Origin of the sequence: Comamonas sp. 4034, assembly GCF_050434545.1 — a bacterium.
GTDB classification, from domain to species: Bacteria; Pseudomonadota; Gammaproteobacteria; order Burkholderiales; family Burkholderiaceae_C; genus Comamonas; species Comamonas odontotermitis.
On record NZ_JBNDIT010000018.1, the window covers coordinates 40,318 to 66,541 of the forward strand.

A 26,224-nucleotide genomic window follows, 5' to 3' on the forward strand; every position below is an offset into this window, starting at 1 on the left:
GAGTTGCCATGAGTAAAAGGGGTGATTTTCAAAGAAAAATAGGTGATTTACTCTTCGATGAGTTAAAGAAAAGTGGGTGGGAGAAAGATTTGGGTAATCCAGAAATTTATGGGTTAAGAAAAAAAAATGGCGCAAACACATGGGGGGTGAGCTTTAATTTATCTGGCAGGGAAGAGTATTCCATATATTCATCTCAGGATGTTTCCTATAACGAATATAGTTCTATTTTAAAAACCAAACTCGATTCAATTTTTACCCAAGACAATCCTTTGATCATTGGAGTTGTTTCCAGGAATATTGATTTTAGTTCTTTTAAGTTAACAACAGAATCTGATGTGAAGTTGTTGGTTGATTTTTTTAGGGATAAAATTAAAGAGGCTGAATCTACCTTTTATGAACCATATTCTGATGAATCTAATGTGGTAAAGAAAAATATGAGCTCTTTTCATTGGAAATGGCCATCTCAGCCATATATGCAGTTTGTTCTTTTTATGATTGGATATGCAATTAAGAATAATGATTTGAGTAAGATTAATTTTGCCTATGAAAAAGTCAAGCTGTTGAAGGATAAATTTCAACCTAGGCCGGGTGAGATGGATAAAGTGAATTCTATTTTTAATGAGTTGGTAAAATTGGGGCTAATGAAGTAATAAATATAATTAAGATTGAGCGATTTTTATTTTTAGAATAATTAGGCAGAAGATGTAAACCTTGCACATTGAGGACTACAGAGATGTAGAGTGGTTGGCAATAATAGCGATCAAATTGGCTCTACTGCTTTTTAACCGACTAGGTGTGAAGCTTCAATAGGTTGTATCTGGTGTTCAGCCGGGTTGGATTTGAGAGACTGGAAGTCGCCAAACACCCAACCCACTCAGGATAGTCAACCGGATGAACACTCATAAGCATGCCCGACTTACCTTTGCCCGGCGACTGGAGATGGTCAAACAGATGACCTTGCAAGGCCTGGATGCCTCTCTGGCCGGAGCCCTTCAAGGCGTCACCGCACAGACCGCTCGCAAGTGGCTGGGCCGCTACCTCTCGGGCGGCGAAGCCGCCCTGGCCGATGCTTCCTCCAGGCTCATTTGCTCTCCCAAAGCCATCTGCGAGTCCAAGGCCTTGCTCATTGTTGAGTTACGCAAACGCCGCATGCTGCAATCGCGCATTGCCAGCTACGCAGGCGTCTCGGCGCCCACCGTGAGTCGGGTATTGGCCCGTGCGGGCCTGTCTCGACTCAGCGATCTGCAGCCCACCGAGCCCGTGGTTCGATACGAGCACGATGCGCCTGGAGACATGCTGCACATCGATACCAAGAAGCTCGGGCGCATCGTTCGGCCCAGCCACCGCGTCACAGGCAATCGGCGCGATTCGGTCGATGGTGCGGGATGGGAGATACTGTTCGTGGCCATTGACGACCACGCACGCATTGCCTTTACAGCTATGCATCCGGACGAGAAAACGCCGCAAGCCGTCGTCTTCCTGCGCAACGCCATGGCGTACTACGAGGGGCTTGGAGTGAGCATCAAACGCCTGCTGACCGACAACGGCGCGGCATTCCGTTCGAGAGAATTCGCTGCGGCCTGCAAGGCCTTGGGCGTGCAGCACAAGTTCACCAGGCCGTACCGGCCACAGACCAACGGCAAGGCCGAGGGCTTCATCCAATCGGCGCTGCGCGAGTGGGCCTATGGTTGGACATACCAAAATTCAGCTGAGCGAACACAAGCCTTACATAGCTGGCAGCATCACTACAACTGGCACAGGCCTCACAGCGGCATTGGTCGAATTGCCCCGATGGCCAGACTCAAATCTGCAAACAGCTTCCTAACAGTACACAACTAGCTAGGTATTCCGCAAAGCATGACCAATGCCCAAGGGCAGGTGATTTGGCAGGCCAGCTAAAACCTGGGGCTCGACGGTTGCGGAAGAGTGGGAGGTCAAGACACTTGCAGGCAACCCGGTTCACAAACTCGATGAAGGCGACAGCCCTGCCAAAGCCGATCATCAGCAAAACCTGCGCTTCCAGGGCCAGTACCTTGACCGCGACACCGGGCTGCACTACAACACATTCCGGTACTATGACCCGGATGTAGGGCGGTTCATCTGCCCTGATCCGATTGGGTTGGCTGGTGGGATCAATTTAGGGAGTTATTCGCCTAATCCGCTGATGTGGATTGATCCTTGGGGGTGGGCTTGTATTCCCAACAAAGAAGCAGGAACAGCGCGAGAAAAACGAGTTGGTGAAAAACTAGACGGAAAATTCGGTGAATCCAATGTATTAAGAGAGAGATATTTGCGAGATGCAAATGGTAAGATTGTGCGAGACCCAAAGACGGGGGAGGCGCGAAGGGTTGATTTCGTCATTACAGATAAGAATGGAAAAGGAACTGCCGTAGAAGTGACAAGTCGCACCGCTGACAAGCAATCCCAGCTAGATAAAGAAGGCAGAATTAGGGCTGCTGGAGGTGTCTACGTAAGAGATCCCAAAACAAAAAAATTGATACCGGTTGGAGGCAGTTCTAGAGTTGCTAGGGTTAACTAATATAGGATATATATGCAAGATTATCTCGTTTGTCCACCCGTTAATGAAATCTATCAATCCTCTAAAAATTTGACCTGGAGAAAACAGGTTCTCGATAAGAGAAGGGTTATTTTTCAATTTTTAAAAGATAATAATTTAATTTTGATTGATCCATTTTTGAAAAACGGAGAAGTTAATATGGAGTTATCGCTTATGAGGTCGCATTTAACAGATGTTGGTGATGAAATGTTTAATAAAATCATACCTAATTGGCAGAAAGCAAGGGATAAAGATGGAAATCTTGAAAATGTATCTATATTGAAAAATGGATTAAATAATATCAAAGAAAAGAATTCTATTGAGTAGTATCACGCAGGGCGTGATCATTGCTGTAGGGGGCACTATTTATTGATGCCTTGCAGTAAATGGAATATCCTGCACTACTCTGATGCCAAGAGGTCAATACCCAAAAAGCAAAAAACACAAACCGAAGTTTGCAGTCTTTGCTTTTAGTGGTATTTAAGTGGCAATAAAATCAATCGGTATTGCAATCTATTGATTTTCAGTAAATATTGGCAACCATTTACTATGGCTCAAGCCATCTGCATCAGATCAACTACAGCCAGCAGAACACTGCGGCTGCAGATGCGCGGCAATGCTCCAACTTATCTGCGACATCGAGCGTGATGACTTGCACCAAGAAATACTGCGTAGTTAGGGCCGAGTCCACACCCGCTACAGTCACGACTTTATAGGGTGCCTTGCCGGCGCCTGGACGCAAGCGACTACAACCCCCAGCCGGAAAGCCGCTACTGGGCATCATTGAACGAAACGGCGCGGCAAAAGGCGCAAGCGCTGCAAATCCAGGACTGGGGAAATGCGGCGCGTACAGGGACAGAGGGGCTGGCGGCAAGCGCTGGCCGAGCCCAGCTATGCAAGGTCTACTACTTCCACACCGACCAGGTAGGCATGCCGCAAGAGCTGACCAATGCCCAAGGGCAGGTGCCTGACTGGGCGACAACATGCCTGAGCTGGGCCGTTGGGGCAACTAGCGGAGAAACCAAAGTGCTGACAGATGAGACAGGCAATAAATTTGAAAGAGGAAGAAGATCAAGCTGCCAATGCGCAACGCCGAGGTTCTTTTATGAATTTTATCTATCGCAGTTTTGCGGTGCATTTGTTGGGTGAGACTAGCGAGATCTGCATGTTGAGGAAGAAGGTGACAAGCCATGCCATTTTTCAAAGTTCCAGGGCCTGTGAATGGCATTGCGCCAATGAGAAAATTCTCCAGCGGTGGTAGTTCCAATGCTGCAAGGTCGCCGGTCTGGCACCAGGAGCCAGGGCTGGGGTGGCACGATCATTTGCTCAGCCGCAGCAACCTGAATGCGCCTGAGCTGGCAAACAAGAAGTCCGGGACCAAGGAGTGGCCCCAGGAAGCCGCGCCAGAGATGCCTGATCTGGTGAGCGAAAGCCTGTCGGATGAGCGTTTTGCCGAGCACATCATGGGATTGGTCAAGGAAGCAATTGCGCTGGCAGAGGTGCGGCAGGCCAGTCTGGCGCGCTGGGATGCCGAGGCCAGGAAGTTGACCCAGTACTGGTTTGGTGCCTCGGACGATGCAATCAAGGCGCACCTGATCCCCATCATGGCCTCCATCCTGCGCGTGCTACGTGGCCTCAGCCCCAAGAGCTTCTTGCCCCACAACAGTGAAAGCGCACAATCGGTAGGCTGTTCCCCCCAGGTTGATCAGAATGCAGATGCTGCTGCTTGCCCGGTCGACACCAAGGGACACCGGATTCTTTTGGCGGCCAAGTTCTTCAAGAGAGATGCATTCAATCGCATCCATGGCACCAAGGAGTTTCTGCCGAGAGACTCGCAGCTATCGATCCTGCTCCATGAGGTTACGCATTTCAACGATGTGGCCAGCTCGAACGATGCCTACTACGGTATCCGCAATGCGAAGTCCATTTCCGACAAGACGGAAGCAGCCAAAGTCAATGCCGACTCGCTGGCGGCCTATGTCTTGGGAATCACCATCAAGTAGCAGGAATCGACGATGCGTTTGCTGACCGTGCTACCAGGGTTGTTCATGGGACTTGTTTTGGGAGCGCCGCTGAATGCACAGGCTTGCAGTCTCGGTGATCGTCAGCTGACCATTCAACTGGACCATGGGCGCGCAGAGTTGGGCGCACAGAATGCGCGTGTTCTGGCGGAGTGGTTCGTCCAGTGGCGCGACGGTCTCGGTATTGAATCGCTGATTGTTGTAGCACCCGCTGTCAAGCCTCAAAAACAAATTGCTGATGCACGGCTCCAAAATGTTTCCAGAATTCTGGAGGGACTGAATACCGGCAAGGCCCCCATCAGCTACGAGGTCGAACTTCGCAGCGAGGCGTTTCCGGATACTCGGTACCTGAATTCCCTCGATGTCAGCGTTCAGCCTGCTTGTTTGAAGTCTGGAACATGCTGCCGGGGCAGCAACGCAGAGATTCGATAGAAGGCCTTGCCCGCAGGTGGATGGTTGGGGCAAGGCGGGGGCTCCAGAGCTCTTGTGCAATGGGATGATTCGCCGAAGAAGCGCGCAGTCGATGCCGATACGCGGCGTTTTCGGGGCCAATACGGTCAGGATGGCTGATAGCAGGCATCGTGCATCCTTTTCGTTTCTGCGGGCCTTGCACAGAAATCGCCCGATTTCACTCCAACCCGTAGGGGGACAGTGGATTTTGGGGCACCCGGCCAGGGGCGCCCGGCTAGGGGCGCCCCGCAAAGCCGCTGTTGTGGCGCAAGGAGATCGTAAACACGTTCTCAGGGCAGGGAAGTCGCCTGTGCATCTGGCACACACCAATGGCATCGATGGGCTCAAGCCGCGGAGCTTTCCGTGTGCTTCGTTCATCCCGGGCACTCATCGTGAGCGTACAACCCGACGCGGTTGAATTCTGACAACAAACCCCTGTATTCATGCAGATAGCGCCCCGATGGCACATTGCTCTGGCAGAATAATGATTGTCTATTGGTAAAACTTCATCCATAGAAGTGTCTGCTATGAAAAGTCTGATTGCGATTCTGGCGAGTGTTGTGTTGGTTGGCTGCGCAGGCCAGGGCCCCGTCATGCCTGCGCCCTATACGGTGGTGATCACTGCCGATGACAAGCTTAACCCCGACCGCAATGGCAAACCAACGCCGGTGCAGGTAAAGATTTACCGTTTGAAGGGCGTCACGGCTTTCAACGGCAGCGATTTCTTCAGCATGTATGAGAAGGACGACCAGATCCTGGCGTCCGAGTTGGTGTCCAAGGAGAGCTTCATCCTGCAGCCCGGTGAGGCGAAGGTGGTGCTTGGAAAGGCTTCCGTGGATGAGCGTGTACTCGGTGTGTTCGTGGCCTATCGCGATCTGGATACGGCGGTTTGGCGCGGAATTGCACCGTTGCCGGCGCCCAAGGAGATGGGGCGCTTTTCGGTGTTCAATCCGTCGTTCGAATCGTCCTACGTGAAAGTTTATGTGGGGCCCAACAAGGTCTCGGTGAGCTCCAACGTTACCGAGGTACCGGTGCCAACGGGTGGCGGCATGCCAAGCATGCCCAGCCTGCCTGGTGGCATACGGTTGCCGTTTTAACAAGGTCGAGGGGATCACAAGATGTTTACGCGCAAGGTCGTGTGGTCGGAGGGCATGTTTTTGCGCCCCCAGCATTTCCAGCAGCAAGAGCGGTATCTGGAGTTTTTCTCGCATGCCAGGGCATTGGCTGCCGAGCCTTATTTCTGGGGATTCCGGGAGCTGGTCCTGGATGTCGAAGCCTTGGCGCTGGGCAAGCTGGCCTTGCTGAAGGCTGTGGGAGTGTTTCCCGACGGAACGCCTTTCAGTTTTCCCGGGCAGGATTCCATGGTGGAGCCCTTGGAGATCGACAAGGCCTGCAAGGACGAACGTATTTATCTGGCCTTGCCTATGCGCCGTCCGCTCGCCACCGAGCTGAGCTTTGAGGGTGATGAGGCATTGGCCCGCTATGTGGCCGAAGATGCGGAACTGGCCGACTCCAACGAAGGTGCGGGCGAGCCAGCACTTGCACAGGTGGCGCATATGCGTGCGCGGCTGATTTCCGAGTCCGATATCTCGGACAACTGGCTGCGCCTGGGCGTCGTGCATGTGCTGGAGCGGCGGAACGACGGCACCGTGGTGCTGGACGAGCGCTTCATCCAGCCGTCCATCACCTATGGTCAGAGCCGGCTGCTGCACGCCATGGTGGACGACATCGCAGGCCTGCTGCAGCAGCGGGGAGAGGCACTGGCCATGCGGGTGCTGCAACCCGGGCGGGGCGGCATTGCCGAAGTGGGCGATTTCATGATGCTGAACATCATCAATCGCTGGCAGCCCAGGATCACCCATTTGCGCGATCACAAGATCCTGCACCCCGAGCGGGTCTACGGTCATCTGCTGGAGCTGGCCGGAGAGTTGTCCACTTTCACGCGGGATGATCGCAGGCCGATTGCGTATCCGGTCTACAACCATGACGAACCAAGCCCACCGTTTACAACGGTTGTGAACGACATCCGCCGTTCGTTGTCGATGGTGCTGGAGCAGAACGCCATTCCGATCGAACTGCACGAGCGCCAGTATGGGGTGCGGGTCGGGGTGATTCCAGACCTTGGGTTGGTCAGGCAGGCGAATTTTGTTCTGGCTGTGTTTGCAGAACTGCCAACGGATGTGGTGCGCGCACGCTTTCCTACACAGGTCAAGATCGGCCCGGTGGAAAAGATTCGCGATCTGGTCAATCTGCATTTGCCAGGGGTACGCATCAATCCCATGCCCATCGCGCCGCGGGAGCTTCCATACCACGCAAATTACAACTATTTCCAGCTCGATACCACCAATGAGCTCTGGGAGCAGTTGGAGCGCTCAGGCGGCGTAGCCATGCATGTGGCGGGTGATTTTCCGGGGTTGCGTATGGAGTTTTGGGCCATCAAGCCTTGATCGTCCTCCAAGAAGGCCGTCGCGGCGAAGCGGCCGGCCCGGTTGCCAAGTAATTAACAAAGAGAAGCTGTGTCCAATCCAACGACGACAATAATCACAGACATGTTTCCCTCCGGTGAGGGGGCCGGTGGCGCGCCATCTTCGCACAACCCTCTCGCCGGTGCTGCCCCGCAGGTGCTGGATCTGCCCGATGTCGTGAGCGGCTCCAACCCCTTGGTTGTTGCAGCAAACCCGGTGCTCAATCTGGTGCCGCAGATCAGAAGCACGGTGCAACTGGCCGATGCAGCCAGTCTGCGAGAGTTCCTGATCGGAAGAATTCACGAATTCGAGCGCAAGGCCCGGGAGCTTGGCGTTCCGCCCGAGACCATCGTCGGTGCGCGCTATTGCCTCTGTACCCTTGTGGATGAATCCGCCGCGCAGACGCCATGGGGAGGCTCGGGGGTCTGGTCGCGCCACAGCCTGCTGGTCACCTTTCACAACGAGACCTGGGGAGGGGAGAAGTTCTTTCAACTGCTCTCCAAACTCGCCCAGAACCCGCAGCAGTACCGCGATCTGCTGGAGTTGATGTACTACTGCATCTCACTGGGGCTGGAAGGGCGCTTTCGGGTCGTCGACAATGGTCGCTCACAGCTGGAGACGTTGCGCCAGCGCCTCTGGACCATTCTGCGTGATCTGGGCGTGGGCAGTGATGACCAGTTGTCTCCTCATTGGCGCGGTGCTGTGGGTGGCGGGCCCCAAGGCTGGCGGTTGCTGCCGGTCTGGGTGGTGGCGTGCCTTGCGGCACTGATCGGCCTGGGGTGCTACCTCTGGTTTTCCTTTTCCCTGGCGGGGCGCTCTGACGCGCTTTTCAACAAGATCAGTGGCTTGCAACTGAACCGGCCCGTAGCCGCAGTCTCCAGGCCAGGCCCCGCAAGATTCAGCAAATTCCTGGAGCCGGAGGTTCGAGAAGGCCTGGTCACGGTGCATGACGAGGCTGACCGCAGCACGATCGTGTTGCGGGGAGATGGCTTGTTTGCGTCAGGCTCCAACACAGTGCTTCCTGCCTACCTGCCAGTTCTGCAGCGCGTGGCAGATGCCCTGGTTGCCGAACGTGGAAATGTGATGGTGAGCGGCTATACGGACAACGTACCCATCCGGACTGCGCGCTACCCATCCAACTTCGAGCTTTCCAAGGACCGTGCGGAGCAGGTTGCCTCCATCCTGCGCGGCCGTGGAGTGGCGCCCCAGCGGCTACAGGCGCAGGGCATGGGCGATGCACAACCCGTTGCCGATAACAAGACCGCAGAAGGACGTGCCCGCAATCGACGGGTAGAGGTCGTTCTTTTTGCTGCACCAACTGCGGGCGACAACAAATGATGTATTGGATTCGACGTTTCTTCAGCTTTTTTGCGAGTCGCGCGTTCTGGGTGCTGGTGGGGGTGATTGCGCTGTCGCTTTTCATCTGGTTTGCCGGGCCGCTGTTTGCCTTTGCGGAGTACCGGCCACTGGAGCCCGAGCGCGTGCGCTGGTGGTGTATCGGCACTCTGGCGGCACTGTATGTGCTGTGGCTGCTGGTGTCCTTCTGGCGTCGGCGCAGCATCAACCGGTTGCTGTTTGAGCGCATCGGCCAGATGCGCGAATCCGTGGATGCTCAGCGCAAGAGCGGCGACGTCAGCGATGAAGTCCTGGAGCTGCAGGGCCGTTTTTCGGAGGCTGCCAAGACACTCAAGTCCTTGCGGGTGGAAGGCCAGTCGCGCAGCGGCCTGGGCCGCAAATTCATCTACGAGTTGCCGTGGTACGTCATTGTGGGGGCACCGGGCTCCGGCAAAACAACCGCCCTGATCAATTCCGGCCTTGATTTTCCGCTGGCCGGCCAGTACGGAAAAGCAGCGCTGCAAGGGGTGGGGGGAACACGCAATTGCGACTGGTGGTTCACCGACCAGGCGGTGGTGATCGACACGGCAGGGCGCTACACCACGCAGGACAGCAACGAGTCGGTGGACAAGACCGAATGGGAGGGATTTCTTGGCCTTCTGAAGAAATACCGCCCGCGCCAGCCCATCAATGGCGTGATGCTGACGCTGAGCGCGTCGGATCTGCTCACCTATACGGATGACGAACTGATCCAGCATCTGACGGCACTGCGCGAGCGCCTGAACGAGCTGCAAAAGGCCCTCTCTATCGAACTGCCGGTGTACCTGTGGGTGACCAAGGTCGATCTGCTGGCCGGTTTCAACGAGTTCTTTGGCGGATACAGCCGGGAGCAGCGCAATCAGGTCTGGGGTTTCACCTTTCCGTACTCCGAGAAATCAAAGAACAACCGGCCCACCCCATCGCTGTTTGCCCAGGAATGGGCGGCCCTGGAAAAAACGCTGTTCAGTGTTCAGGATGCGCATCTGGCGCAGGAAATGGACCAGCGCAGGCGCAACTACATCTATGCATTCCCACAGCAATTTGCAGGGCTGCGGGCACGGGTTTCCAAGGCTGTCGACTTTGTATTTGCGGAGTCACGCATCATGCACCAGCCACTGCTGCGTGGCGTGTACTTCAGCAGCGGCACTCAGGAAGGCACCGTCTTTGACCGGGTGCTTGGCAGCTTGCGCAAGGCATTTGCCACGGCAGGCAGCGTGCCGGTAGCCCGCGCCCAGGAGGGGGGCAAGAGCTATTTCCTGTATGACCTTCTGGTGAAGGTAATCTTTGCCGAATCGCATCTGGCGGGGCGCAACCTGGTCTGGGAGCGCCGTACCCGGTTCTTTACCTACCTGGGATATGCGGCATCCGTCCTGTTGTTGATTGGCGCCTTGTCCGCATGGCTTATCAGCTACAACAACAACAACGGCTATATGGATCATGTCGGCAGCAATGCGGATGATGTCTCGAAATCGGTCGATGCATACAACAGCAATGCTGGCGATCTGGCTGGATTGATGGCGCTGTTGGGACAGGTGAAGGGAATAGGCGACATGCCTGACTTCCCGATCACGAACCCGCCCATGGACTACCGCTACGGCCTGTTCCAGGGCGAAAAGGTGGAAGCCGCTTCGAGCCTGGCCTACCAGCGCATGCTGGAGAACGGGCTGCTGCCGTTTGTGGCCAAGCGTGTGGAGGCGCAGCTCCAGCGCCCGCCGGTCGACAATCTGGAGTACTTGTACGAGGCACTGAAGGCCTACTTGATGCTGCAGCAAAGCGCGCACTATTCACCCGGCTTTCTGCGCCAGTGGATGAGCAGCGATTTCAAGCGCTTTGTACTGCCGGATGCCGACCCCAAGACTGCGGCCAGCATAGACAGGCATCTGAGCGCGCTGTTCTCGAGCGAAAAAGTCGTCAGCTCGCCATACCCCATGAACGACGCGCTGGTAAGCCAGGTGCGTGGCAGGCTTTCGACGCTCTCCACGGCACAGCGTGCCTACTACCGCTTGCGCAGCCGCCTCCAGCGCAATGACCTGAGGGAGTTCAATGTGCTGGACGTCGCCGGTCCGCGGGCGGCCAATGTCTTTGTCCGCAAGGGCGGCCAGCCGTTGAACCGCGGCGTTCCCGGCCTTTTTACCTACCAGGGCTACTGGGACCTGTTCGACAAGTCGGTCGGGAGCGTCGTGACGGAAGTGGCGGACGACGAGGGATGGGTTCTTGGCCTGCCCGCGCAAAGCATCAAGACCCAGCTGGGAGATGCAGCCCAGGGCAAGCTGGTCCGGGAGGTGCGCATGCTGTATCTGCGTGAATACCAGCAGACCTGGGCACAGTACATCCAGGATGTGCAGCTGATTCCCAGCGGATCGTTGCAGGCGTCGATTCAGCGCTTGAGCGTATTGTCGGCTCCCGATTCACCGCTGCCTCTTTTCCTGCGGGGCGTGGTTCGGGAAACTACCTTGCTGCGTGAGCCCGACAAAGGGCAGCAGACCGTCGTGGACAAGGTCACCAAAAGCATCAAAAACACCCGTGACGACATCGAGCGGGTGATCGGCCCGGTGGCTGCAGCGCATACCCGCAAGGAAGACAAGGACGAGATGATCGTCGACAACTACTTTGAACCACTGCGCCGCCTGGTAGGAGCCCCAGGAACCCAGAACCCCGGCTCCATGCCTATCGACGCCATCATGAAAACCCTGGACGAGTACTACGGAACGTTGGTGGCGACCGATGCCGCAGTGCGCTCCGGCGGCACTCCGCCGCCACCAGACGCTGCCATCCGGTTGAAGACGGAAGCATCCCGCCTGCCAGTTCCGCTGGGGCAGATGATTGGCAGCATAGCCACTGCAAGCAGCCAGCAGACCACGAGCCTGGTGCGCAGCCAGATTGGCGCCAACCTGAACGCCACCGTAGGCGATTTCTGCCGCAAGGCCGTGGCGGGGCGCTATCCCATCAACCCGGGCGCATCAGAGGATGTGACGCCGCAGGACTTCGCCCGGCTGTTCGGGCCCGGGGGGCTGATGGACGATTTTTTCAACAAGACGCTTGCGCCGATCGTGGATACCACGACCTGGACCTTCAAGAAGAATATTGATGGAAGTCAAACTGGCGGCCACGGCTCGCTCAGCGCCTTTCAGAAGGCCAGCGTCATCCGCAGTGTGTTCTTTGGAAATGGTGATTCCATTCCCAAGCTTCGCCTGGAGATGAAGGTGGTGGAAATGGACCCCGCTATTTCGAGCATGGCGCTGGATGTGGATGGAACGGTGATTCGCTATGCGCACGGCCCCCAAATGAGCCAGAACGTCGTCTGGCCTGGCCCCAGGGGGCGGCAGCAGGTCTCGTTGCAGGTTTCGGACAAGACCGGTGGCCAGAGCGCCATGAGCGCAGATGGCAGCTGGGCCCTGCACCGGTTCTTCGACAAGCTGACACTGGCTTCGGGCGTGAGACCCGACTCCTTCACGGCCACTGCAATGGTGAATGGGAAAAAGGTCGTGTTCGAAGTGCACACCAGCAGCGTGCAAAACCCGTTCAGGCTCACGCAGATGCAGACATTTGGCTGTCCGAGCCAGTTTTGAACAATTTTCTGAAGCCTGAGGAGCGCAGAAACGTGAACTTCATGGGAATGGCACCTATCGATGTGGTGTGGGGCGGAAAGCTTCCGAGCCACGGTGATTTTGTGTGGAGCGCTCGAAGGGACGGCGCCCGAGTGGTGCTGGAAGAATGGTTGCAGGCAGGAATGCTGCAGGGCCGCTCCCAGTTTGGCGACGGCTGGGGGGAGCAGCTCGCGCATTCGCCCACATGGAATATGTTGTTGCCCAGCAGGATTGCCGGCGACAACAGGATCATGGTGGGTTGCATAGCGCCCAGCATGGACAGAGTGGGGCGCAGATATCCATTTGTTGTGGGCTATGCGCTTCCCGAGTCCGTTGTCCTGACGTCCACGGCGGTGCTGATGGAGCTTCCCTCCTTGCTGAACATGACGGGACACCATATTCATTCAGTGATCCAGCGATCCTTGCCTAGAAGCGGCATCGACGATGTCTGGATGAACGTCATGGCGCAATGGAGTTCCGTGTTTCCAGCTTCCGCAGCGGTCGATCCGCCTGAGGGCTCCGATATTCTGGAGATTCTGGGGCACGCCTCCACCCTTGAGAGCGAAGAGCAGAGAACGCGGCCGGTGGTGCGTGGCGCATCCTATCCATGGCCGGACATTGCCCGTTCACTGCTGGAAAAGGACTGCCCCTCATTCTGGTGGACGCATCCTGCAGGAGGCGCCCGCCTGAAGGCATTCTCCTACGAGTCGGGAATGGATGGAACCTTGATGACCTGGCTGTTTGGCCGCAATACCCGCTGATCGGCGCAGCGATCGAAATACGAACCTTGACTGAAGAATATGGAACAAGAAATGCCTGACGGCTCACCCACTGCAGGAGCGGCGATGAGCCTTCCCGTCGGAACCCGGCTGAGCGAGTTTGAGCTTCTCAGCATCATCGGTGAAGGCGGGTTCTCCATCGTCTACCTGGCCTACGACCATTCCTTGCAGCGAACGGTGGCGATCAAGGAATATCTGCCCGGCGCAATTGCTTTTCGCGACAGCGAAGGGATCGTGCGCCCTCGATTTGAAAAATACGAAGGAACCTTCAAGACTGGCCTGCAGAGCTTTCTCAATGAAGCACGAATACTGGCGCAGTTCGAGCATCCTGCACTGATCCGCATTCACCGATTCTGGGAGCAGAACGGGACGGCGTACATGGTCATGCAGTACTGCAAGGGCCGAACCCTGCGCAAGGTATTGCAGGAAGAGCCGGACCGGCGTACCCAGGAGCCATGGATAAAGCACCAGGTGATAGCGCCGGTTCTGGATGCCTTGCGCCTGCTGCATGCCAAAAACTACTACCACCGCGATCTGTCGCCCGACAACATCATGGTTCTGGACACCGGCGCTCCGATGTTGCTCGATTTTGGTGCGGCAAGGCAGGTGATAGGGGACATGACGCAGGCCCTCACCGTCATCCTCAAACCGGGATTTGCGCCGATCGAGCAGTATGCGGATGATGAATCCATGCGCCAGGGCCCCTGGACGGATATCTACGGCGTGGGCGCTGTCCTGTACTTCGTGGTGACGGGCAAGGCGCCAGTGGCATCTGTGGCCCGGCTGGTGAAGGACCCGCTGAAAAAACTTCATCTTTCAGCCGATTACCCGATTTCACCATCCTTTGCCCAGGCAATTGACCATTCGCTGGCGGTATTCCCCAATGACCGCCCTCAATCGATCGATGATTTCCAGGCCGGACTGTCACCAGCGGCGCAGACGTCCGAAGAAACACCGGTTGAAAGCCCCCTTGCAGAGACGAACGCAATCCTGGAATCTGCTGTTGTTGGCCCGGAAGTGGCCCCACAGAGCGTTGTGGAAGAAATCGCCTCCAGCGAGGCGATCCCCCATGAACCTGTGGCTGTACCCAGCGCCGAGCCTGTTGCAAGCGAGCAGCCACCCATGGCGGATATGGATCCGGCGCCCGTTCCTCCTGTTGAACGCCCGGCTGCGGTAGCGGCCCCCAGGGTCACTCCTCCGGTTCGCCGTTGGCCGTTGGTGGCCGCCGGTGTCGGCGGGGTGTTGGTGCTCGGTGCTCTCGTGTCGTGGTGGACGACAAGAGGTGATGCCTCCACCACGCACTCGGGCATGGCGCAAGCCTCAGGCGGAACCGAACCGCCGGCCGAGGCCAGACCGCAAGAGAGCGCGCAGCAAGCCGCACCTGTCGTCATTCCGCCGGTGGCTGCGACTGAAGTTGCAGGCGGCACAAGTGGTGCAATTGGAGCCGCTGGAGCAATTGCTGCAACCGGCGCTGCTGTCGCAAATGGTGCCAACGGCGCAAATGCAGGCCGCCCCGCCGCGAAGGATTCTGGCAATGCCACAGGGGAAGGGCAGGTCGCGCCCGCAAATGGCCCGTCTGCGGGCCAGCCAGCGAATCCGCCCGCAGGCCAACCTGTGGCCGTCACGGCTGCCGCAGGCAAAGAGCCCGCGCAGAGCCAGGTAAAGCAGGCAGAGCCTGAAAAAACGGGGCCCGCAAAAACTCCTGAGATTGCGTTGCCTACCACGGCGCCCAAGGCGCCGGAAAGCACCGTTGCCTCTGCATCCACCCAGCCGCCCAACAAGGCCTCCGAAACTCCCAAGACCAAGGACGCTGTGGGAGACCTTCTGTCTGGCGCTCGGCCAGCCACAGGAAAGAATGTGCCGGCGCATCCTCCTGCCGGCGGCGAGCAAAGAGCCGCTGCAGAGACGAGGCAGGAAAAACCAGGGGCCTACATCAAATTCTCGGTTCAGCCTTGGGGCCGCATTGTCATCGATGGGCAGGACAAGGGAATCTCCCCCCCGGTTGTGCGTATCTGGCTTCCGGAAGGAGAGCACCGTGTGGTCATTGAAAATGGCGACCTTCCAAGGTTCACAGGGTCCATCAAGATACTGGATAAAAAAGACGTTGTGCTGGCCCACAAGTTCTAAACACGTTCTAAGAGCCGCTAACATTGAGTTCAATTGGAAATTTACCTATGTCGAAATGCAGAAATTTGGCACCCACGCTGGCGATTCTGGGCGTTGCAATTGCAGTGTCAGCCTGTACAACCAATGAAGCGAAAAAGGACGGAGATAGCAAACCGGTAGTGACAATTGCGCCTGCAGAGCCAGCGCCACCCAAGCCTCCCGAGTCCCGCGCGGCTCAGATCACCAACGAGGTCGATCCAGCCGACCCCAACCTGACGGCTGTGGAGCGCAGGTTTGCAGACGGCCTTGCGAAGTACAACGACGGCAATTTTCCCGAGGCAATCAAGATATTCAAGGACCCCGCATTTGATCGCGCCTGGCCGGAGCTGCGCTACCGGTCCTTGAAATACCTGGCATTCAGCTACTGTGTAAGCGGCAATGGCGCCCAATGCAGAAAGACCTTTGTCGATCTACTCAGGCTCGAGCCGGGTTTTGACCTGTCGAGCGCGGAGCGCGGCCATCCATTGTGGGGGCCGGTATTTCAGGAGGCCAAGGCCGAGGTTGCTAAATCTGCGAAGTAACTGGCAGCAACCAGCACACAATCAAAAGCCTGACTGGTTCTACCGGTCAGGCTTTTTTGCTTGAGAGGGCGGGAATTGAAAACCGGGCAATCGGAAAATCGAGCTTTCAGGTTTTCAGATTGTCATTTCTTCTCTGGCTGCGCCTCTTTGGGGTGGCCGTTCAGGGTTCTTGAGTAATCAATCGGGAGCCAGCGGTAGCTGTTCTTTCCCGCCGCCAGCACCTGGCCAATACCTGGGAACGGCATGTGCGCGCCGGCAATCCATTCTCCTGATTTTTGCGCGTCCTGCAAAATCTTGGTTCTGGAGATTCTGGCCTTTTTCGAATCTTGATCAAAATCAATATAAATGGCCGGGTCGCTGAATTGGAGCACAAAGTTGTGCACCACATCACCCCAGAACAGCAGCGATTCATTGCCGGAGCTGACCCGGTAAGCCAGATGCCCGGGCGTGTGGCCGGGGAGATTCACGGCCTGCACTCCGGCAACCGGCGTACGGTTCGAGGAAGGCAGTGTATGAAACCGCGAGGCCTGCTGGTAGGGTGCGATTGCCTGTTGCGTGCCCTGGAAATAAGGCAACTCTCCGCTGTTTCTGCTGGGCGCGAGCCAATGTGCGGCCTCCGCCTCGGAGACATAGAGGTGGGCGTTGGGGAAGGTCATCTTCCCGTCCTGGGCCAGCGCACCAATATGGTCGGGATGCAAATGGGTCAGGAAAATGACGGAAACGTCCTCGGGCTCGTACCCGGACATTTTCAGGCTGCTGAGCAGTTTGCCCATCGAACCACTCAGGGCTGCAGACCCGCCGGCATCGATCAATACGACCTGCTTGCCGGTGTCCAGCAAAAAGGCGTTGATGGAGGTGTAGATACTTTGTGTCTGCCTGGACTGTTTCAGCAAATTGGCGATGGTGGCGGTTGGACGGCCTTTGAACAGCTTGCCGTTCAACTCCACATACCCGTCATACAGAGAGGTCACCGTGTAGTCGCCCAGCTTCATTCGGAAAAAACCAGGGCTCTGATCCGCTTTGCCAAAGCTTGGCGCTGCCTCCGAAGCGTCCGCAGGATTGTTCAGGTCAACCGGGTCGGCTTTTTTATCGCTCTCAAAGCTTGCGCAACCAGCAAGCAGTGACGCAGCCAGAGCGACGAAGACGAAATGGCGACCGCGTTGTAAAGTCAGAGTCCAGGTGATCATTGCTTAAATCAATTGATATTCGCGTCTAAGAATTTATCAGCTATTGACCATTAATGACTTTGTGCTGCGTCCTTTCATTTCGTTTTAATTTGTATCTTTGCGGAAAAACGCCTCGCACGGCCACTCCTTATCTTGGTGTGGCATGAACTCTGGCGGCCTGGATGTGCGGAAGCTGGAGCCAGACCGTGGAGTCCTGCAAGGTCCATGTTCGCAGGGCTCTTTCTCTACGGTGTTGGCTGGGGGGGCGCCGCCAGCCGTTCCTGCAGCAAGTCCACAAAGGCGCGCACCTTGATCGGGCGAAAGCGTGTGGCTGGAAATACGGCATGGATACCACCGGAAGGCAGCACCCAACGCGGCAATACGTGTACCAGGTGGCCTTCTTGCAGATCCTTCTCCACCGCATAGTCGGGCAGCACCGAAAGCCCTGCACCCTGGCGCACCGCCTCGCGTACGGCCAGCGTGGCATCGAGCGATATGGCCGATTGCACGGTCACGTTCACATGCTGGTGCCCGGCTTCGCCTGGGGCAAAGCTCCATTGGAGCGGATCACGCAATGCGGTGTTGGCGATAAAGGGCAGGGCGGCGATCTGCTGGGGCTGCGTGATGCCTGCCAACTGCCTGCCCCACGCCGGCGACGCCACCAGCAATTGCCGGAAAGTACCGACCTGCCTGGCCTGCAGGTGCAGATCGGTGAGCCAGCCCACGCGAATCGCCAGTTCCACCTGGCCGCTCACCAGATCCAGGGATTGGTCGCTGAGCGCGGCATCCACCTTGCATTGCGGATAACGGCGGCAGAACTCGGTGATCACCGGCACGATGGCGGTGATGCCATAGTCCAAGGGAGCCGTCAGGCGCAGCGTGCCCGATGGCGCCTTCGCCACCTCGGCCAGTTCGTCAAAGGCTTCGCCCGCTTCCTTGAGAATCAGCGCGCAGCGCTGGTAGAAGGCACGCCCGGCATCGGTGGGCGCCACCTTGCGCGTGGTACGGGTCAGCAGGCTGGCCCTGAACTCGGCCTCCAGCCGCGCCACCTGTTGGCTGACCACGGCTTTGGTGATGCCCAAGCGCTCGGCTGCGGCGGTGAAGCTGCCGGTTTCCACGACGGCTGCGAAATACGCCAGCCGCTTGAGATTGGCAAAGTTGCCGCCCGAAGCATCGTCTTGATTGTTTGCTATTGGCATACAGTCTATCTATTACATCGGTATTTATTTGTCAATACATGGAACTTACCATGGAGACATTCAACAAGATATGGAATGCGCATGAGAGATTTGTATTACATCTTCGATCCGCTGTGCGGCTGGTGTTACGGCGCGGGGCCGGCGGTCACGGCATTGGCAGGGCACGCCGACGTGCAGTTGCACCTGTTGCCCAGTGGCTTGTTCGCTGGTGAAGGCGCGCGCCCCATGGATGCGGAATTTGCTGCCTATGCGTGGAGCAATGACCAGCGGATCGAAGGCCTGACCGGTCAGGTCTTCAGTGAGCGCTATCGCTCCGAAGTGCTGGCCAACCACCAGCAGATGTTCGACAGCGGCCCGGCGACCTTCGCGCTCACCGCTGTGGCGCTGACCGAGCCGTCGCGGGAGGTGGAGGCACTCAAGGCCCTGCAACAGGCACGCTACGTGGACGGGATGGACATCTCCGACATCGACAGCCTGCAGGCCATTCTTGGCAGGCTGTGCCTCACGGATGCTGCCGCGCGTCTGGCCCGACCGGACGCAGCCTTGGTAGAGGCCAACAACCGGCGCATCCACCAGGCCCGGCAGTTGATGCAGCAGTTCGGCGCGCGTGGTGTGCCCAGCTTTGTTCTGCAAATCGACGGGCAGGCTCGGCTGCTGCCTTCCAGCGCCGCATTTTCCGATCCGCACGGTTTTCTGGAACAGGTGCTGGCGGCCTGACTTTGCATGGGAGATGACGATGACAAGCAATCTGGACACCATCCGCGCGACCTATGAAGGCTCGCCACAGGACAACAGCAGGCATCTGCTTGCCGCGCTGGCACCGGATGTACGCTGGACCGAGGCATCTGGCTTTCCTTATGCAGGCACCTATATCGGGGCTGCACAAATCGTGGCCGGCGTCTTTCAGCGACTGGGCAGTGAATGGGAGGGCTTTGCTGCCCGGGTTCACACCTACCTGGAAGATGGCGACAAGGTGGCTGCCTTTGGAATCTATTCGGGCACTTATCGCCAAACGGGCAAGCACATGACCGCCGCCTTCTCGCATCTCTATGAACTCAGGAATGGCCAGATCATCCGCATGGACCAGGTAGTGGACAGCCACCCCGTGCAGCAGGCCATGAAGGATTGACGCGCCATGCAGCACGCCCATGAGCCACAGCAACTGCTGGCCCTGCTGACGCAGTTGCAGGCAGGCAACTGGCAGGCCGCACACGATGGCGTGCAGCGCCACGAGGGCCTGCTTGCAGCCTGGTTGCACGGTCTCGTGCACCTGCAGGAAGGCGATCTGGAAGACGCCGAGAACTGGTATGACCGCGCGGGCAAGCGTTTTCGCCAGCGCGGAAGTTTTGACGAGGAACTGGCCCTGCTGCGGGCTGCGCTGCAAGCACAAGCAGCGCAGAGCCCCTGACGCAAGGCAACCGACCTGCAATTTTCACCTTTGGAAGGAAAGCACATGAAACCATCGATCTACACCCTGTCGGCCATTACCCTTGCGGCTGCTGCCATGCTGGCTGGTTGCGACAAGGCGGACAATGCAACCGCGCCCGCAGCAGCGCCAGCGACCGCCCCGGCGGCTGCGTCACCATCCGAGCCTGCGCAGCAGGCGGCGCTGACCACCGAAGTCTTCAACCCTGGCGAGCAGGCGATCTTTGCCGTCTCGTCGGTGCTGGTACTGGGCAAGAGCGAGGTGGTGCTGATCGATGCGCAGTTCTCGGCTGAACAGGCCCGCAAGTTGGCTGACAAGGTCAAGGCCACCGGCAAGCGCCTCACCACCATCTACATCAGCCACGGCGATCCCGACTTCTACTTTGGCCTGGACAGCCTCCACGCCGCCTTCCCCGACGCCAGGATTGTGGCCACAGCGCAAACCATTGCGCACATCGAAGCGACCAAGGACGAAAAGCTCAAGGTCTGGGGGCCGCAGTTGGGAGCGAATGCGCCCAAGCAGATCATCGTGCCCCAGCCTTTGCAGGGCGACACGCTGATGGTCGATGGGCAGGAGCTCAAACTGATCGGGCTCGACGGGCCTACGCCAGACCGCACCGTCGTGTGGATTCCATCAATCAAGACCGTAGCGGGCGGCATTCCTGTGCTGGCTGGCGAGCATGTCTGGATGGCAGACACCCAGACTGCGCAGTCTCACACCGATTGGCTGGCCATGCTGGAGCGCATCAAGGCCCTGGCCCCGGCAGTCGTCATTCCAGGCCATTTTGCGGGGCCAATGCCGCAGGGCATCGCAGCGGTGGACTTTACCGCCGACTACATTCGCGCTTTTGACGAAGAAGCCGCCAAGGCAAAGAACTCCGCCGAACTGATTGCGGCCATGCAACAGCGCTTCCCAGGTCTGGGCGGGCTCGAAAGCCTGGCACTCAGCGCCAAGGTTGCCAAGGGCGAGATGAAGTGGGGTTGATGGCCTGTGCCTAGGAAGGCTCTGTAAAACTCCTTGCCGTGGTCTGAGCGCGGTGTCGGGCGATCCGCGTCCATCCCCCGTCTGGCGAGGGTTTTGCAGAAAATCCCCGGGCTTGCTCGGGTGCGCGTGAGGGGCACCGGCTGGCATTGCCTCAGGCAGCCAGTGCCATGCATTCCGCCACCCAATCGATGAACACCCGGGTTCTTGGCGACAGATGCCTTGCATGCGGGTAGAGTACCGAGACGGGCAGGGGGGCTGGCGCCCACTCAGGAAAGACTTCGCGCAACTCGCCGCTGCGCAGATGGGCCTGCACGTGGTAGCGCGGCACCTGAATGAACCCCATGCCCGCCAGGCAGCAGGCGGTATAGGCATAGGCACTGCTTACGGAAACCGGCCCCCGCAACTGAACCGCCAGCTTCTGGCCCTGCACGAGAAATTCGAAGGGCAGGCTGCGGCCATTGGCGCCCAGATAGTTCACCGCGTCGTGCGTCTTGAATTGCTCCAGCGTTCGAGGCTGGCCGCGCCGGTGCAGGTAATCCTGGCTGGCACAGGTCACCTGGGCCAGCAGGGCGACGCGCCGGCCCACCAGTGACGAATCCTTGGGCTCGCCCGAGCGCAGCACGCAGTCGATCCCTTCGCGCACGAGATCGATGAAGCGGTCACCCAGGCCGATTTCGAGTTCGATATCCGGGTAGCGGGAATGGAACTCACCCAGGCGTGGCAGGATGAAGTGCAGCGCCTGCGTGCCTTGCAGATTCACCCGAATCTTCCCGTGCGGCATGCGTGTGCTCTTGCCAAATGCGCCTTCGGCTTCGTCCACATCCTGCAGGATCTGCTGGCAGCGCAGATAGTAGGCCTGGCCATCCACTGTCGGGCTGACGTGGCGCGTCGTGCGCTGCAGCAGCCGGACACCCAGGCGCGCTTCGAGCTGCTGCACGGCAAGACTCACGGATGCGCGCGGCAGCTGCAATTCATCGGCCGCCTTGGTAAAGCTGGCCAGATCCACGATGCGCACAAACAGATGCATGGCGTCCAAACGGTCCATGGCGTCGCCTTATTGTTTAGATTTTATGGATTGTGATGCCAAATTCCGATATTTATTCGTTTTCATAAAAACAATAAAGTCATGGCACCACGTCAGGATTGCCGACGCCAATTCCTGACAACTCACCAACCAGACAACCCGGACATCCCGGACAACAGACGCCATCCCATGAACACCTCTCATACACCTTCATCCGTTGCACTGATCACCGGCGCCTCACGCGGCATCGGTGCCGCCATTGCCCGCCGCCTCGCAGCAGATGGCCACGCCGTGGCTGTCAACTACGCGGGCAGCCATGCAGAAGCGCAATCGGTGACCGAGTCCATCATTGCGCGGGGCGGCCGCGCCTTTGCGGTGCAGGCAGATGTGTCCGACCCGGACGCGGTACGCCATATGTTTGACCTGGTGGAAGCCAAGCTGGGTCCGGTGAGCGTGCTGGTCAACAACGCCGGAATCATGCCGCCTACGCTGCCCCACCTGGCCGATACCGACGATGCCACCTTCGACCGCTTGCTGTCCATCAACCTGAAGGGGAGCTTCAACACCATGCGCGAGGCAGCGCGCCGCATGGGTCCGGGCGGGCGTATCGTCAACTTCTCGACCAGCGTGGTCGGCCTGGGCTTGCCAGGGTATTCGGTCTACGCAGCCACCAAGGCGGCGCTGGAGACCATGACCCATATCCTGGCCAAGGAGTTGCGAGGCAGGGACATCACCGTCAACGCCGTAGCGCCGGGGCCCACGGCAACGGCCCTGTTTCTGGATGGAAAGACGCCTGAGCAGATCGAACGCATGTCGAAGATGGCACCACTGGAGCGGCTGGGCCGCCCCGAGGACATTGCCGCACTGGTTTCCATGCTCGCCGGGGCCGATGGCGCCTGGGTCAACGGGCAGACGATTCGCGCCAATGGAGGCATTGTCTGAGCCAAGGCGCTTCGTGCGGGGCACCTGGTGAAGCAGCTCGATACTCGATACGCCTCAGCCAGATGGCGAAGACCTACCGGCGCTGCGGTATTTTTCCGCCCGAATATGCAAACCACTTGAAAACCCCGAAAAAACCTGGCTATAATGCTAGCTTGTCGGAGCGTAGCGCAGTCTGGTAGCGCATCTGCTTTGGGAGCAGAGGGTCGCGAGTTCGAATCCCGCCGCTCCGACCACTATTGAACACCCGCTGCAAGCAATTGCAGCGGGTTTTTCTTTGGCCATGTGCGGCCCGCTCACGGATTGCCAACCGCTGATCGGGTGCTGCGGGGCCGCTATAGTGCGGCATTGCCTGCCCAATCCATTTTCTGCATGAGCCGAGCCCCGAAAACTGCCGCAGCCTCCCGTACCTCTGGTCGTCTGGACCGGTTGGATGCGCTGCGAGGTCTCGCGATGGTGTGGATGACGGCATTTCACTTCTGCTTCGACCTGAGTTATCTGGGCATCTGGGCCCAGGATTTCTACCGCGACCCATTCTGGGTCTGGCAGCGCACCGCCATCGTGAGCCTGTTCCTGTTCTGCGCAGGCCTCGCGCAGGCTGCGGCACTGGCGCAGAACGTGCCCTGGGGGCGTTTTTTGCGCCGCTGGGGCGTGGTGGCGGCCTGCGCACTGGCGGTCAGCATGGGCTCGTACCTGATGTTTCCGCAGAGCTACATCTATTTCGGGGTGCTGCACGGCATGGCTGCCATGCTGCTGATGGTGCGCGCATGGCGCGGCGTGCCTGCGTGGCTTTTGCTGGTGGTGGCTGTCATCGCCATTGCACTGCCGCCGGTCTATCGGCACACGGCAGGCAGCCTGCCGCCAGAGTGGATGCAGTGGCTCAATGGCAGGGCAGGCAGTGTGCTGGGCCTGATCACCACCAAGCCACGCACTGAAGACTATGTGCCACTGCTGCCATGGCTGGGCATCATGCTGATGGGTTTTGTGGCGGGCCGGCAATGGTTTGCGCAGGCAACCGGCAGCGCGCGCGCCTGGTGGTCGCACCCGGCCAGGGCAGGCGCCATGCGCCTGCTGGCCTGGCTGGGCCGGCACAGCCTGCCTTATTACATGCTGCACCAGTTGGTGCTGCTGGGCGGTCTGATGCTGGTGATGCAGGTACTGCAATTGCGGCATTAGGGCTCGCCTACGTGTCTTCTGTCACTCCTCTGTGCCGGGGTCTTCCAGCAGGCGGGCCGCCTTGTTGGCCAGCGGCGCTTCGGCGCGGAAGTAGCTCAGGACGGTGGAGGCGCTCTGGTGGCCCGTCATAGCCATCGTGTCGACCAAGGCCATGTTCTGGCGTCCGGCCTCGGTCACAAAGCCCGAGCGCAGCGAATGCGCCGAAAAATTGCCGTCAATGCCCGCCAGTGCGCAACGCTCCTTGACGATGTTGTTCACGGACAGTGGCGTCAGTGCCGTGTCGCCCACCCGTCCATTCCTGAAAATCCGCCGAAAGATGGGCCCCTCGCTGATGTCCGCGGCCTCCAGCCACTGTGCCAGCGCCACGCCGGCGGGACCCACCACAGGCTTCAGATTTTCTGGACGATCCACCCCTGATTGATTCGTCTTGGACAGGCGCAGGTCATACAGGTATTGGTGCGGCCCCATGGGCTGCAGCCACTCCATGCGTGCCTCGGCCACCTCCGAGCGACGCCTGCCGCCGCTCGCCCAGGCAAACAGCAGCAGTGCGCGGTCGCGCCGGCCTTTGAGGCTGTCGTCGCAGGTGGCCAGCAACTGCTCCAGCGGAAGCCGCGTCAGCGCAGCCTTTTTCTGAGCCAGCGCCCCTCGCCGTGCATAGGCCTTGCGCAAGTGGGAGAGGGCTTCGCGCACCTCGGCATCGCGGCACGGGTTGGTGAGCGCCTTGCGGCTGTGTGCCTTGGAGAGCACTGCAATCCGGTGCACCAGCGTGGAATGCGCCAGAGCCCCCGTTTTCCCCTTGAAGCCCGCCTGCACCAGTTGCGCGTCGATGGATGCGGGCAGGTCGCAGGCCAGCCCGTCTTCCAAGACGCGTTCGCCGTGGTCTGCAATGAATTGCAGCACCGCAGCAACAGACAAGGGCAGGGCAATGGCCTGCCGGTAGCGCAGCCAGTACCACGCGGCCCAGTAGCGCAGGGCGCTTTGGTAGCTGTGCGTGGTATTGGCCGATTCGGCCTCCAGCCGCAAGGCGTCCAAAGCCGTGCGCGCTGCCTGCGACAGGGCGTCCGCCTGCAGTGGCTGTACATCGGTAGTGGACAGGGCTGCCAAAAGGGGTTGCAAAGCGCCACGGCGTGGATTGTTGGATTTCATATTGAATAAATATTACATCTAATGTATGATGTATTACATTAAATACCAGTGGAAGTATCGATAAATACCTCTTATCGATAGTAAATCAGAAAACCAGGTGAACCATGGAAAATTTGCGTAGCCAGCGCGCCATCCAGCGCGACGATGTCTGGGCAGCGGCCGACGCGCTGCTGCTGGAGGGCAAGCGCCCCACGATCGAGCGGGTGCGCCAGAAGATTGGTCGCGGCTCGCCCAACACCGTCAGCCCCATGCTGGAAGAATGGTTTGCCACCTTGGGGCCCCGCATGGCGCAACTCAAGGGCAGCGGCACCGGGCCTGTCGCAGAGGAGGGCAGGGGCACATCGGCACCAGCGCCGGTTCTGCAGGCTGCGCAGGCCCTGTGGGATGCAGCGATGCACCAGGCGGTGGATGCCGCGCAGGCGCAGCTGGCGCAGGAGCGCGAGCAATTGCAGGCCGCCCGGCAGGCGCTGCATGCCGAACAGAACGCCCTGGCACAGGAGCAGGCAGCCATGGCGCAGCAACGGGCATCGCTGGAGCAATCGCTGGCCGTGGCCCATGCGCAGATCAAGATGCAGGGCGCACGCCTGGCCGAGCTGGAGCAGGGTGCCCGTCAGAAGGACCAGTTTGCCGCTCAGCAGCAGCAGCGCCTGCAGGCACTGGAGCAGGAGCTGTTCGCCAGTCGCAAGGCGCGCGATGAGGCAGACCGGGCCCATGCGGAACATCTGCGTGAGCAGCATGCAGCTGCCCAGGCGCAGCAGCACCGCGCGCTGCAGGACATTGACCGCGCCCGGCAGGAGGCCAAGCAGTGGATGGCTGCGCACCGGGCCGAGCAGGAAAAGCTGGCCAAGCTGGAGGTGGACTGGCACGCCGAGCGCAAGGCCTTGCAGTTGCAGGCGGCGGAGGTGGAGGCGCAGTGGAGCCAATCACAAACCAGAGCCCAGCAATTACAGCAGGACCTGCAGGCCACGATGAGCCAGCATGCACACCAGATTGCGCTGATGGACCAGCAGTTCCATGCACAGAAAAGCCAGTTGCAGCGGGACATCGAGCGCCTGCAGGCGGATGCTGCCTCGAAGCTTGCTGTACCCAAACAAGTTCCCGACGAGGCTCCCTACAATCCTGCTCTATCTACCGGAGTACGCAAACCCAGCAGCTTGGCCCAATCGGCCCGCTCTGTTCGAACGGTGCGCAAGTTTGCCAGAAGGGGCTCAAGAAATCTTGGAGGCTGATGTTCATGTTAGGCT

25 protein-coding genes, 1 tRNA gene and 1 pseudogene are annotated in these 26,224 nt (G+C 58.7%); 23 read left to right on the forward strand and 4 right to left on the reverse strand.

What is annotated here, in order from left to right:
* The first annotated feature begins 8 nt into the window (after positions 1-8).
* The 15 genes and pseudogenes from ABIE32_RS17465 to ABIE32_RS17535 all read left to right on the forward strand — a co-directional run bounded on the left by ABIE32_RS17465 (position 9) and on the right by ABIE32_RS17535 (position 15,920).
* Complete coding sequence (locus tag ABIE32_RS17465) at positions 9-650, forward strand: hypothetical protein (RefSeq protein WP_429017989.1); 642 nt, start codon at positions 9-11, stop codon at positions 648-650.
* Positions 651-891: 241 nt separating this feature from the next.
* A complete protein-coding gene (locus tag ABIE32_RS17470) occupies positions 892-1,839 on the forward strand; it encodes an IS481 family transposase (protein ID WP_429017991.1) in 948 nt (315 codons plus the stop codon).
* Positions 1,840-2,002: 163 nt separating this feature from the next.
* Positions 2,003-2,188 (forward strand): annotated as a pseudogene (locus ABIE32_RS17475) (RHS repeat-associated core domain-containing protein); the annotation flags it as partial.
* Entirely contained in the window at positions 2,165-2,539 is a 375-nt protein-coding gene (locus ABIE32_RS17480) for a hypothetical protein (RefSeq protein ID WP_429017993.1), read from the forward strand. The pseudogene ABIE32_RS17475 and the gene ABIE32_RS17480, both read left to right, overlap by 24 nt.
* A gap of 12 nt (positions 2,540-2,551) precedes the next feature.
* The gene (locus ABIE32_RS17485) at positions 2,552-2,884 is read left to right on the forward strand and encodes a hypothetical protein (RefSeq protein ID WP_429017994.1); all 333 of its coding nucleotides are present in this window, start codon (positions 2,552-2,554) and stop codon (positions 2,882-2,884) included.
* Between the two features lie 456 nt (positions 2,885-3,340).
* Positions 3,341-3,706: an RHS domain-containing protein gene (locus tag ABIE32_RS17490; protein WP_429017996.1), complete on the forward strand. Its 366-nt coding sequence runs from the start codon at positions 3,341-3,343 to the stop codon at positions 3,704-3,706.
* Positions 3,707-3,792: 86 nt separating this feature from the next.
* Positions 3,793-4,560 (forward strand): M35 family metallo-endopeptidase, encoded by a 768-nt coding sequence (locus ABIE32_RS17495; RefSeq protein WP_429017998.1) that lies wholly within the window; start codon positions 3,793-3,795, stop codon positions 4,558-4,560.
* Positions 4,561-4,572: 12 nt separating this feature from the next.
* Positions 4,573-5,010, forward strand: a complete 438-nt coding sequence (locus ABIE32_RS17500) for a hypothetical protein (RefSeq protein ID WP_429018000.1) — start codon at positions 4,573-4,575, stop codon at positions 5,008-5,010.
* A 545-nt stretch (positions 5,011-5,555) separates the two neighbouring features.
* On the forward strand, positions 5,556-6,125 hold the full coding sequence (gene tssJ, locus ABIE32_RS17505) for a type VI secretion system lipoprotein TssJ (protein WP_429018002.1): 570 nt from the start codon (positions 5,556-5,558) through the stop codon (positions 6,123-6,125).
* Positions 6,126-6,146: 21 nt separating this feature from the next.
* Positions 6,147-7,475: a type VI secretion system baseplate subunit TssK gene (gene tssK, locus ABIE32_RS17510; RefSeq protein ID WP_429018004.1), complete on the forward strand. Its 1,329-nt coding sequence runs from the start codon at positions 6,147-6,149 to the stop codon at positions 7,473-7,475.
* 102 nt (positions 7,476-7,577) lie between these two features.
* A complete protein-coding gene (locus tag ABIE32_RS17515) occupies positions 7,578-8,831 on the forward strand; it encodes a DotU family type VI secretion system protein (protein WP_429018006.1) in 1,254 nt (417 codons plus the stop codon).
* Positions 8,831-12,436 carry a type VI secretion system membrane subunit TssM gene (tssM, locus tag ABIE32_RS17520; protein ID WP_429018007.1) on the forward strand — a complete coding sequence of 1,202 codons (3,606 nt, stop codon included), beginning with the start codon at positions 8,831-8,833 and terminating at the stop codon, positions 12,434-12,436. The genes ABIE32_RS17515 and tssM overlap by 1 nt, the downstream gene beginning before the upstream one ends.
* 47 nt (positions 12,437-12,483) lie before the next feature.
* Positions 12,484-13,215: a type VI secretion system-associated protein TagF gene (tagF, locus tag ABIE32_RS17525; protein ID WP_429018009.1), complete on the forward strand. Its 732-nt coding sequence runs from the start codon at positions 12,484-12,486 to the stop codon at positions 13,213-13,215.
* Between the two features lie 84 nt (positions 13,216-13,299).
* The gene (locus tag ABIE32_RS17530; protein WP_429018010.1) at positions 13,300-15,360 is read left to right on the forward strand and encodes a protein kinase domain-containing protein; all 2,061 of its coding nucleotides are present in this window, start codon (positions 13,300-13,302) and stop codon (positions 15,358-15,360) included.
* 158 nt (positions 15,361-15,518) lie between these two features.
* Entirely contained in the window at positions 15,519-15,920 is a 402-nt protein-coding gene (locus ABIE32_RS17535) for a TssQ family T6SS-associated lipoprotein (protein WP_429018012.1), read from the forward strand.
* A 122-nt stretch (positions 15,921-16,042) separates the two neighbouring features.
* Here the strand turns inward: ABIE32_RS17535 and ABIE32_RS17540 are convergent, their stop codons facing one another.
* Together ABIE32_RS17540 and ABIE32_RS17545 are read right to left on the reverse strand one after the other, a co-directional pair.
* Complete coding sequence (locus ABIE32_RS17540) at positions 16,043-17,107, reverse strand: MBL fold metallo-hydrolase (RefSeq protein ID WP_429018013.1); 1,065 nt, start codon at positions 17,105-17,107, stop codon at positions 16,043-16,045.
* Between the two features lie 224 nt (positions 17,108-17,331).
* Positions 17,332-18,285 carry a LysR family transcriptional regulator gene (locus ABIE32_RS17545; protein ID WP_429018015.1) on the reverse strand — a complete coding sequence of 318 codons (954 nt, stop codon included), beginning with the start codon at positions 18,283-18,285 and terminating at the stop codon, positions 17,332-17,334.
* An 81-nt stretch (positions 18,286-18,366) separates the two neighbouring features.
* On the opposite strand from ABIE32_RS17545, the gene ABIE32_RS17550 reads away from it, so the two are divergent.
* The 4 genes from ABIE32_RS17550 to ABIE32_RS17565 are packed head-to-tail and all read left to right on the forward strand — an operon-like array spanning position 18,367 to position 20,695.
* Complete coding sequence (locus ABIE32_RS17550; RefSeq protein WP_429018017.1) at positions 18,367-19,002, forward strand: DsbA family protein; 636 nt, start codon at positions 18,367-18,369, stop codon at positions 19,000-19,002.
* A gap of 19 nt (positions 19,003-19,021) precedes the next feature.
* Positions 19,022-19,414, forward strand: a complete 393-nt coding sequence (locus ABIE32_RS17555) for a nuclear transport factor 2 family protein (protein WP_429018019.1) — start codon at positions 19,022-19,024, stop codon at positions 19,412-19,414.
* 6 nt (positions 19,415-19,420) lie between these two features.
* Positions 19,421-19,693 carry a hypothetical protein gene (locus ABIE32_RS17560; RefSeq protein ID WP_429018020.1) on the forward strand — a complete coding sequence of 91 codons (273 nt, stop codon included), beginning with the start codon at positions 19,421-19,423 and terminating at the stop codon, positions 19,691-19,693.
* A 45-nt stretch (positions 19,694-19,738) separates the two neighbouring features.
* On the forward strand, positions 19,739-20,695 hold the full coding sequence (locus ABIE32_RS17565) for an MBL fold metallo-hydrolase (protein ID WP_429018022.1): 957 nt from the start codon (positions 19,739-19,741) through the stop codon (positions 20,693-20,695).
* A gap of 151 nt (positions 20,696-20,846) precedes the next feature.
* Here the strand turns inward: ABIE32_RS17565 and ABIE32_RS17570 are convergent, their stop codons facing one another.
* Positions 20,847-21,740, reverse strand: a complete 894-nt coding sequence (locus ABIE32_RS17570; protein WP_224152503.1) for a LysR family transcriptional regulator — start codon at positions 21,738-21,740, stop codon at positions 20,847-20,849.
* 168 nt (positions 21,741-21,908) lie between these two features.
* Between ABIE32_RS17570 and ABIE32_RS17575 the strand changes: the two genes are divergently transcribed.
* From ABIE32_RS17575 to ABIE32_RS17585, 3 genes are all read left to right on the forward strand, one after another.
* Positions 21,909-22,661 (forward strand): SDR family oxidoreductase, encoded by a 753-nt coding sequence (locus tag ABIE32_RS17575; protein ID WP_429018024.1) that lies wholly within the window; start codon positions 21,909-21,911, stop codon positions 22,659-22,661.
* Between the two features lie 156 nt (positions 22,662-22,817).
* Positions 22,818-22,894, forward strand: a tRNA-Pro gene (locus ABIE32_RS17580).
* A gap of 136 nt (positions 22,895-23,030) precedes the next feature.
* Entirely contained in the window at positions 23,031-23,834 is an 804-nt protein-coding gene (locus ABIE32_RS17585; RefSeq protein WP_429018026.1) for a heparan-alpha-glucosaminide N-acetyltransferase, read from the forward strand.
* Positions 23,835-23,855: 21 nt separating this feature from the next.
* Here the strand turns inward: ABIE32_RS17585 and ABIE32_RS17590 are convergent, their stop codons facing one another.
* Positions 23,856-24,980 (reverse strand): site-specific integrase, encoded by a 1,125-nt coding sequence (locus tag ABIE32_RS17590; protein WP_429018028.1) that lies wholly within the window; start codon positions 24,978-24,980, stop codon positions 23,856-23,858.
* A 104-nt stretch (positions 24,981-25,084) separates the two neighbouring features.
* Between ABIE32_RS17590 and ABIE32_RS17595 the strand changes: the two genes are divergently transcribed.
* On the forward strand, positions 25,085-26,209 hold the full coding sequence (locus tag ABIE32_RS17595; RefSeq protein WP_429018030.1) for a DNA-binding protein: 1,125 nt from the start codon (positions 25,085-25,087) through the stop codon (positions 26,207-26,209).
* The last annotated feature ends 15 nt before the right edge of the window (positions 26,210-26,224 follow it).

Coding starts and splice junctions, on each gene's coding strand:
- ABIE32_RS17495 (WP_429017998.1), top strand. CDS start 3,793: ATGAGAAAATTCTCCAGCGGTGGTAGTTCCAATGCTGCAAGGTCGCCG.
- ABIE32_RS17585 (WP_429018026.1), top strand. CDS start 23,031: ATGAGCCGAGCCCCGAAAACTGCCGCAGCCTCCCGTACCTCTGGTCGT.
- ABIE32_RS17550 (WP_429018017.1), top strand. CDS start 18,367: ATGAGAGATTTGTATTACATCTTCGATCCGCTGTGCGGCTGGTGTTAC.
- ABIE32_RS17595 (WP_429018030.1), top strand. CDS start 25,085: ATGGAAAATTTGCGTAGCCAGCGCGCCATCCAGCGCGACGATGTCTGG.
- ABIE32_RS17540 (WP_429018013.1), bottom strand. CDS start 17,107: ATGATCACCTGGACTCTGACTTTACAACGCGGTCGCCATTTCGTCTTC.
- ABIE32_RS17470 (WP_429017991.1), top strand. CDS start 892: ATGAACACTCATAAGCATGCCCGACTTACCTTTGCCCGGCGACTGGAG.
- ABIE32_RS17480 (WP_429017993.1), top strand. CDS start 2,165: ATGTGGATTGATCCTTGGGGGTGGGCTTGTATTCCCAACAAAGAAGCA.
- tagF (WP_429018009.1), top strand. CDS start 12,484: ATGGCACCTATCGATGTGGTGTGGGGCGGAAAGCTTCCGAGCCACGGT.
- ABIE32_RS17575 (WP_429018024.1), top strand. CDS start 21,909: ATGAACACCTCTCATACACCTTCATCCGTTGCACTGATCACCGGCGCC.
- tssM (WP_429018007.1), top strand. CDS start 8,831: ATGTATTGGATTCGACGTTTCTTCAGCTTTTTTGCGAGTCGCGCGTTC.
- ABIE32_RS17530 (WP_429018010.1), top strand. CDS start 13,300: ATGAGCCTTCCCGTCGGAACCCGGCTGAGCGAGTTTGAGCTTCTCAGC.
- ABIE32_RS17500 (WP_429018000.1), top strand. CDS start 4,573: ATGCGTTTGCTGACCGTGCTACCAGGGTTGTTCATGGGACTTGTTTTG.
- tssJ (WP_429018002.1), top strand. CDS start 5,556: ATGAAAAGTCTGATTGCGATTCTGGCGAGTGTTGTGTTGGTTGGCTGC.
- tssK (WP_429018004.1), top strand. CDS start 6,147: ATGTTTACGCGCAAGGTCGTGTGGTCGGAGGGCATGTTTTTGCGCCCC.
- ABIE32_RS17560 (WP_429018020.1), top strand. CDS start 19,421: ATGCAGCACGCCCATGAGCCACAGCAACTGCTGGCCCTGCTGACGCAG.
- ABIE32_RS17570 (WP_224152503.1), bottom strand. CDS start 21,740: ATGGACCGTTTGGACGCCATGCATCTGTTTGTGCGCATCGTGGATCTG.
- ABIE32_RS17545 (WP_429018015.1), bottom strand. CDS start 18,285: ATGCCAATAGCAAACAATCAAGACGATGCTTCGGGCGGCAACTTTGCC.
- ABIE32_RS17485 (WP_429017994.1), top strand. CDS start 2,552: ATGCAAGATTATCTCGTTTGTCCACCCGTTAATGAAATCTATCAATCC.
- ABIE32_RS17555 (WP_429018019.1), top strand. CDS start 19,022: ATGACAAGCAATCTGGACACCATCCGCGCGACCTATGAAGGCTCGCCA.
- ABIE32_RS17565 (WP_429018022.1), top strand. CDS start 19,739: ATGAAACCATCGATCTACACCCTGTCGGCCATTACCCTTGCGGCTGCT.
- ABIE32_RS17590 (WP_429018028.1), bottom strand. CDS start 24,980: ATGAAATCCAACAATCCACGCCGTGGCGCTTTGCAACCCCTTTTGGCA.
- ABIE32_RS17515 (WP_429018006.1), top strand. CDS start 7,578: ATGTTTCCCTCCGGTGAGGGGGCCGGTGGCGCGCCATCTTCGCACAAC.
- ABIE32_RS17465 (WP_429017989.1), top strand. CDS start 9: ATGAGTAAAAGGGGTGATTTTCAAAGAAAAATAGGTGATTTACTCTTC.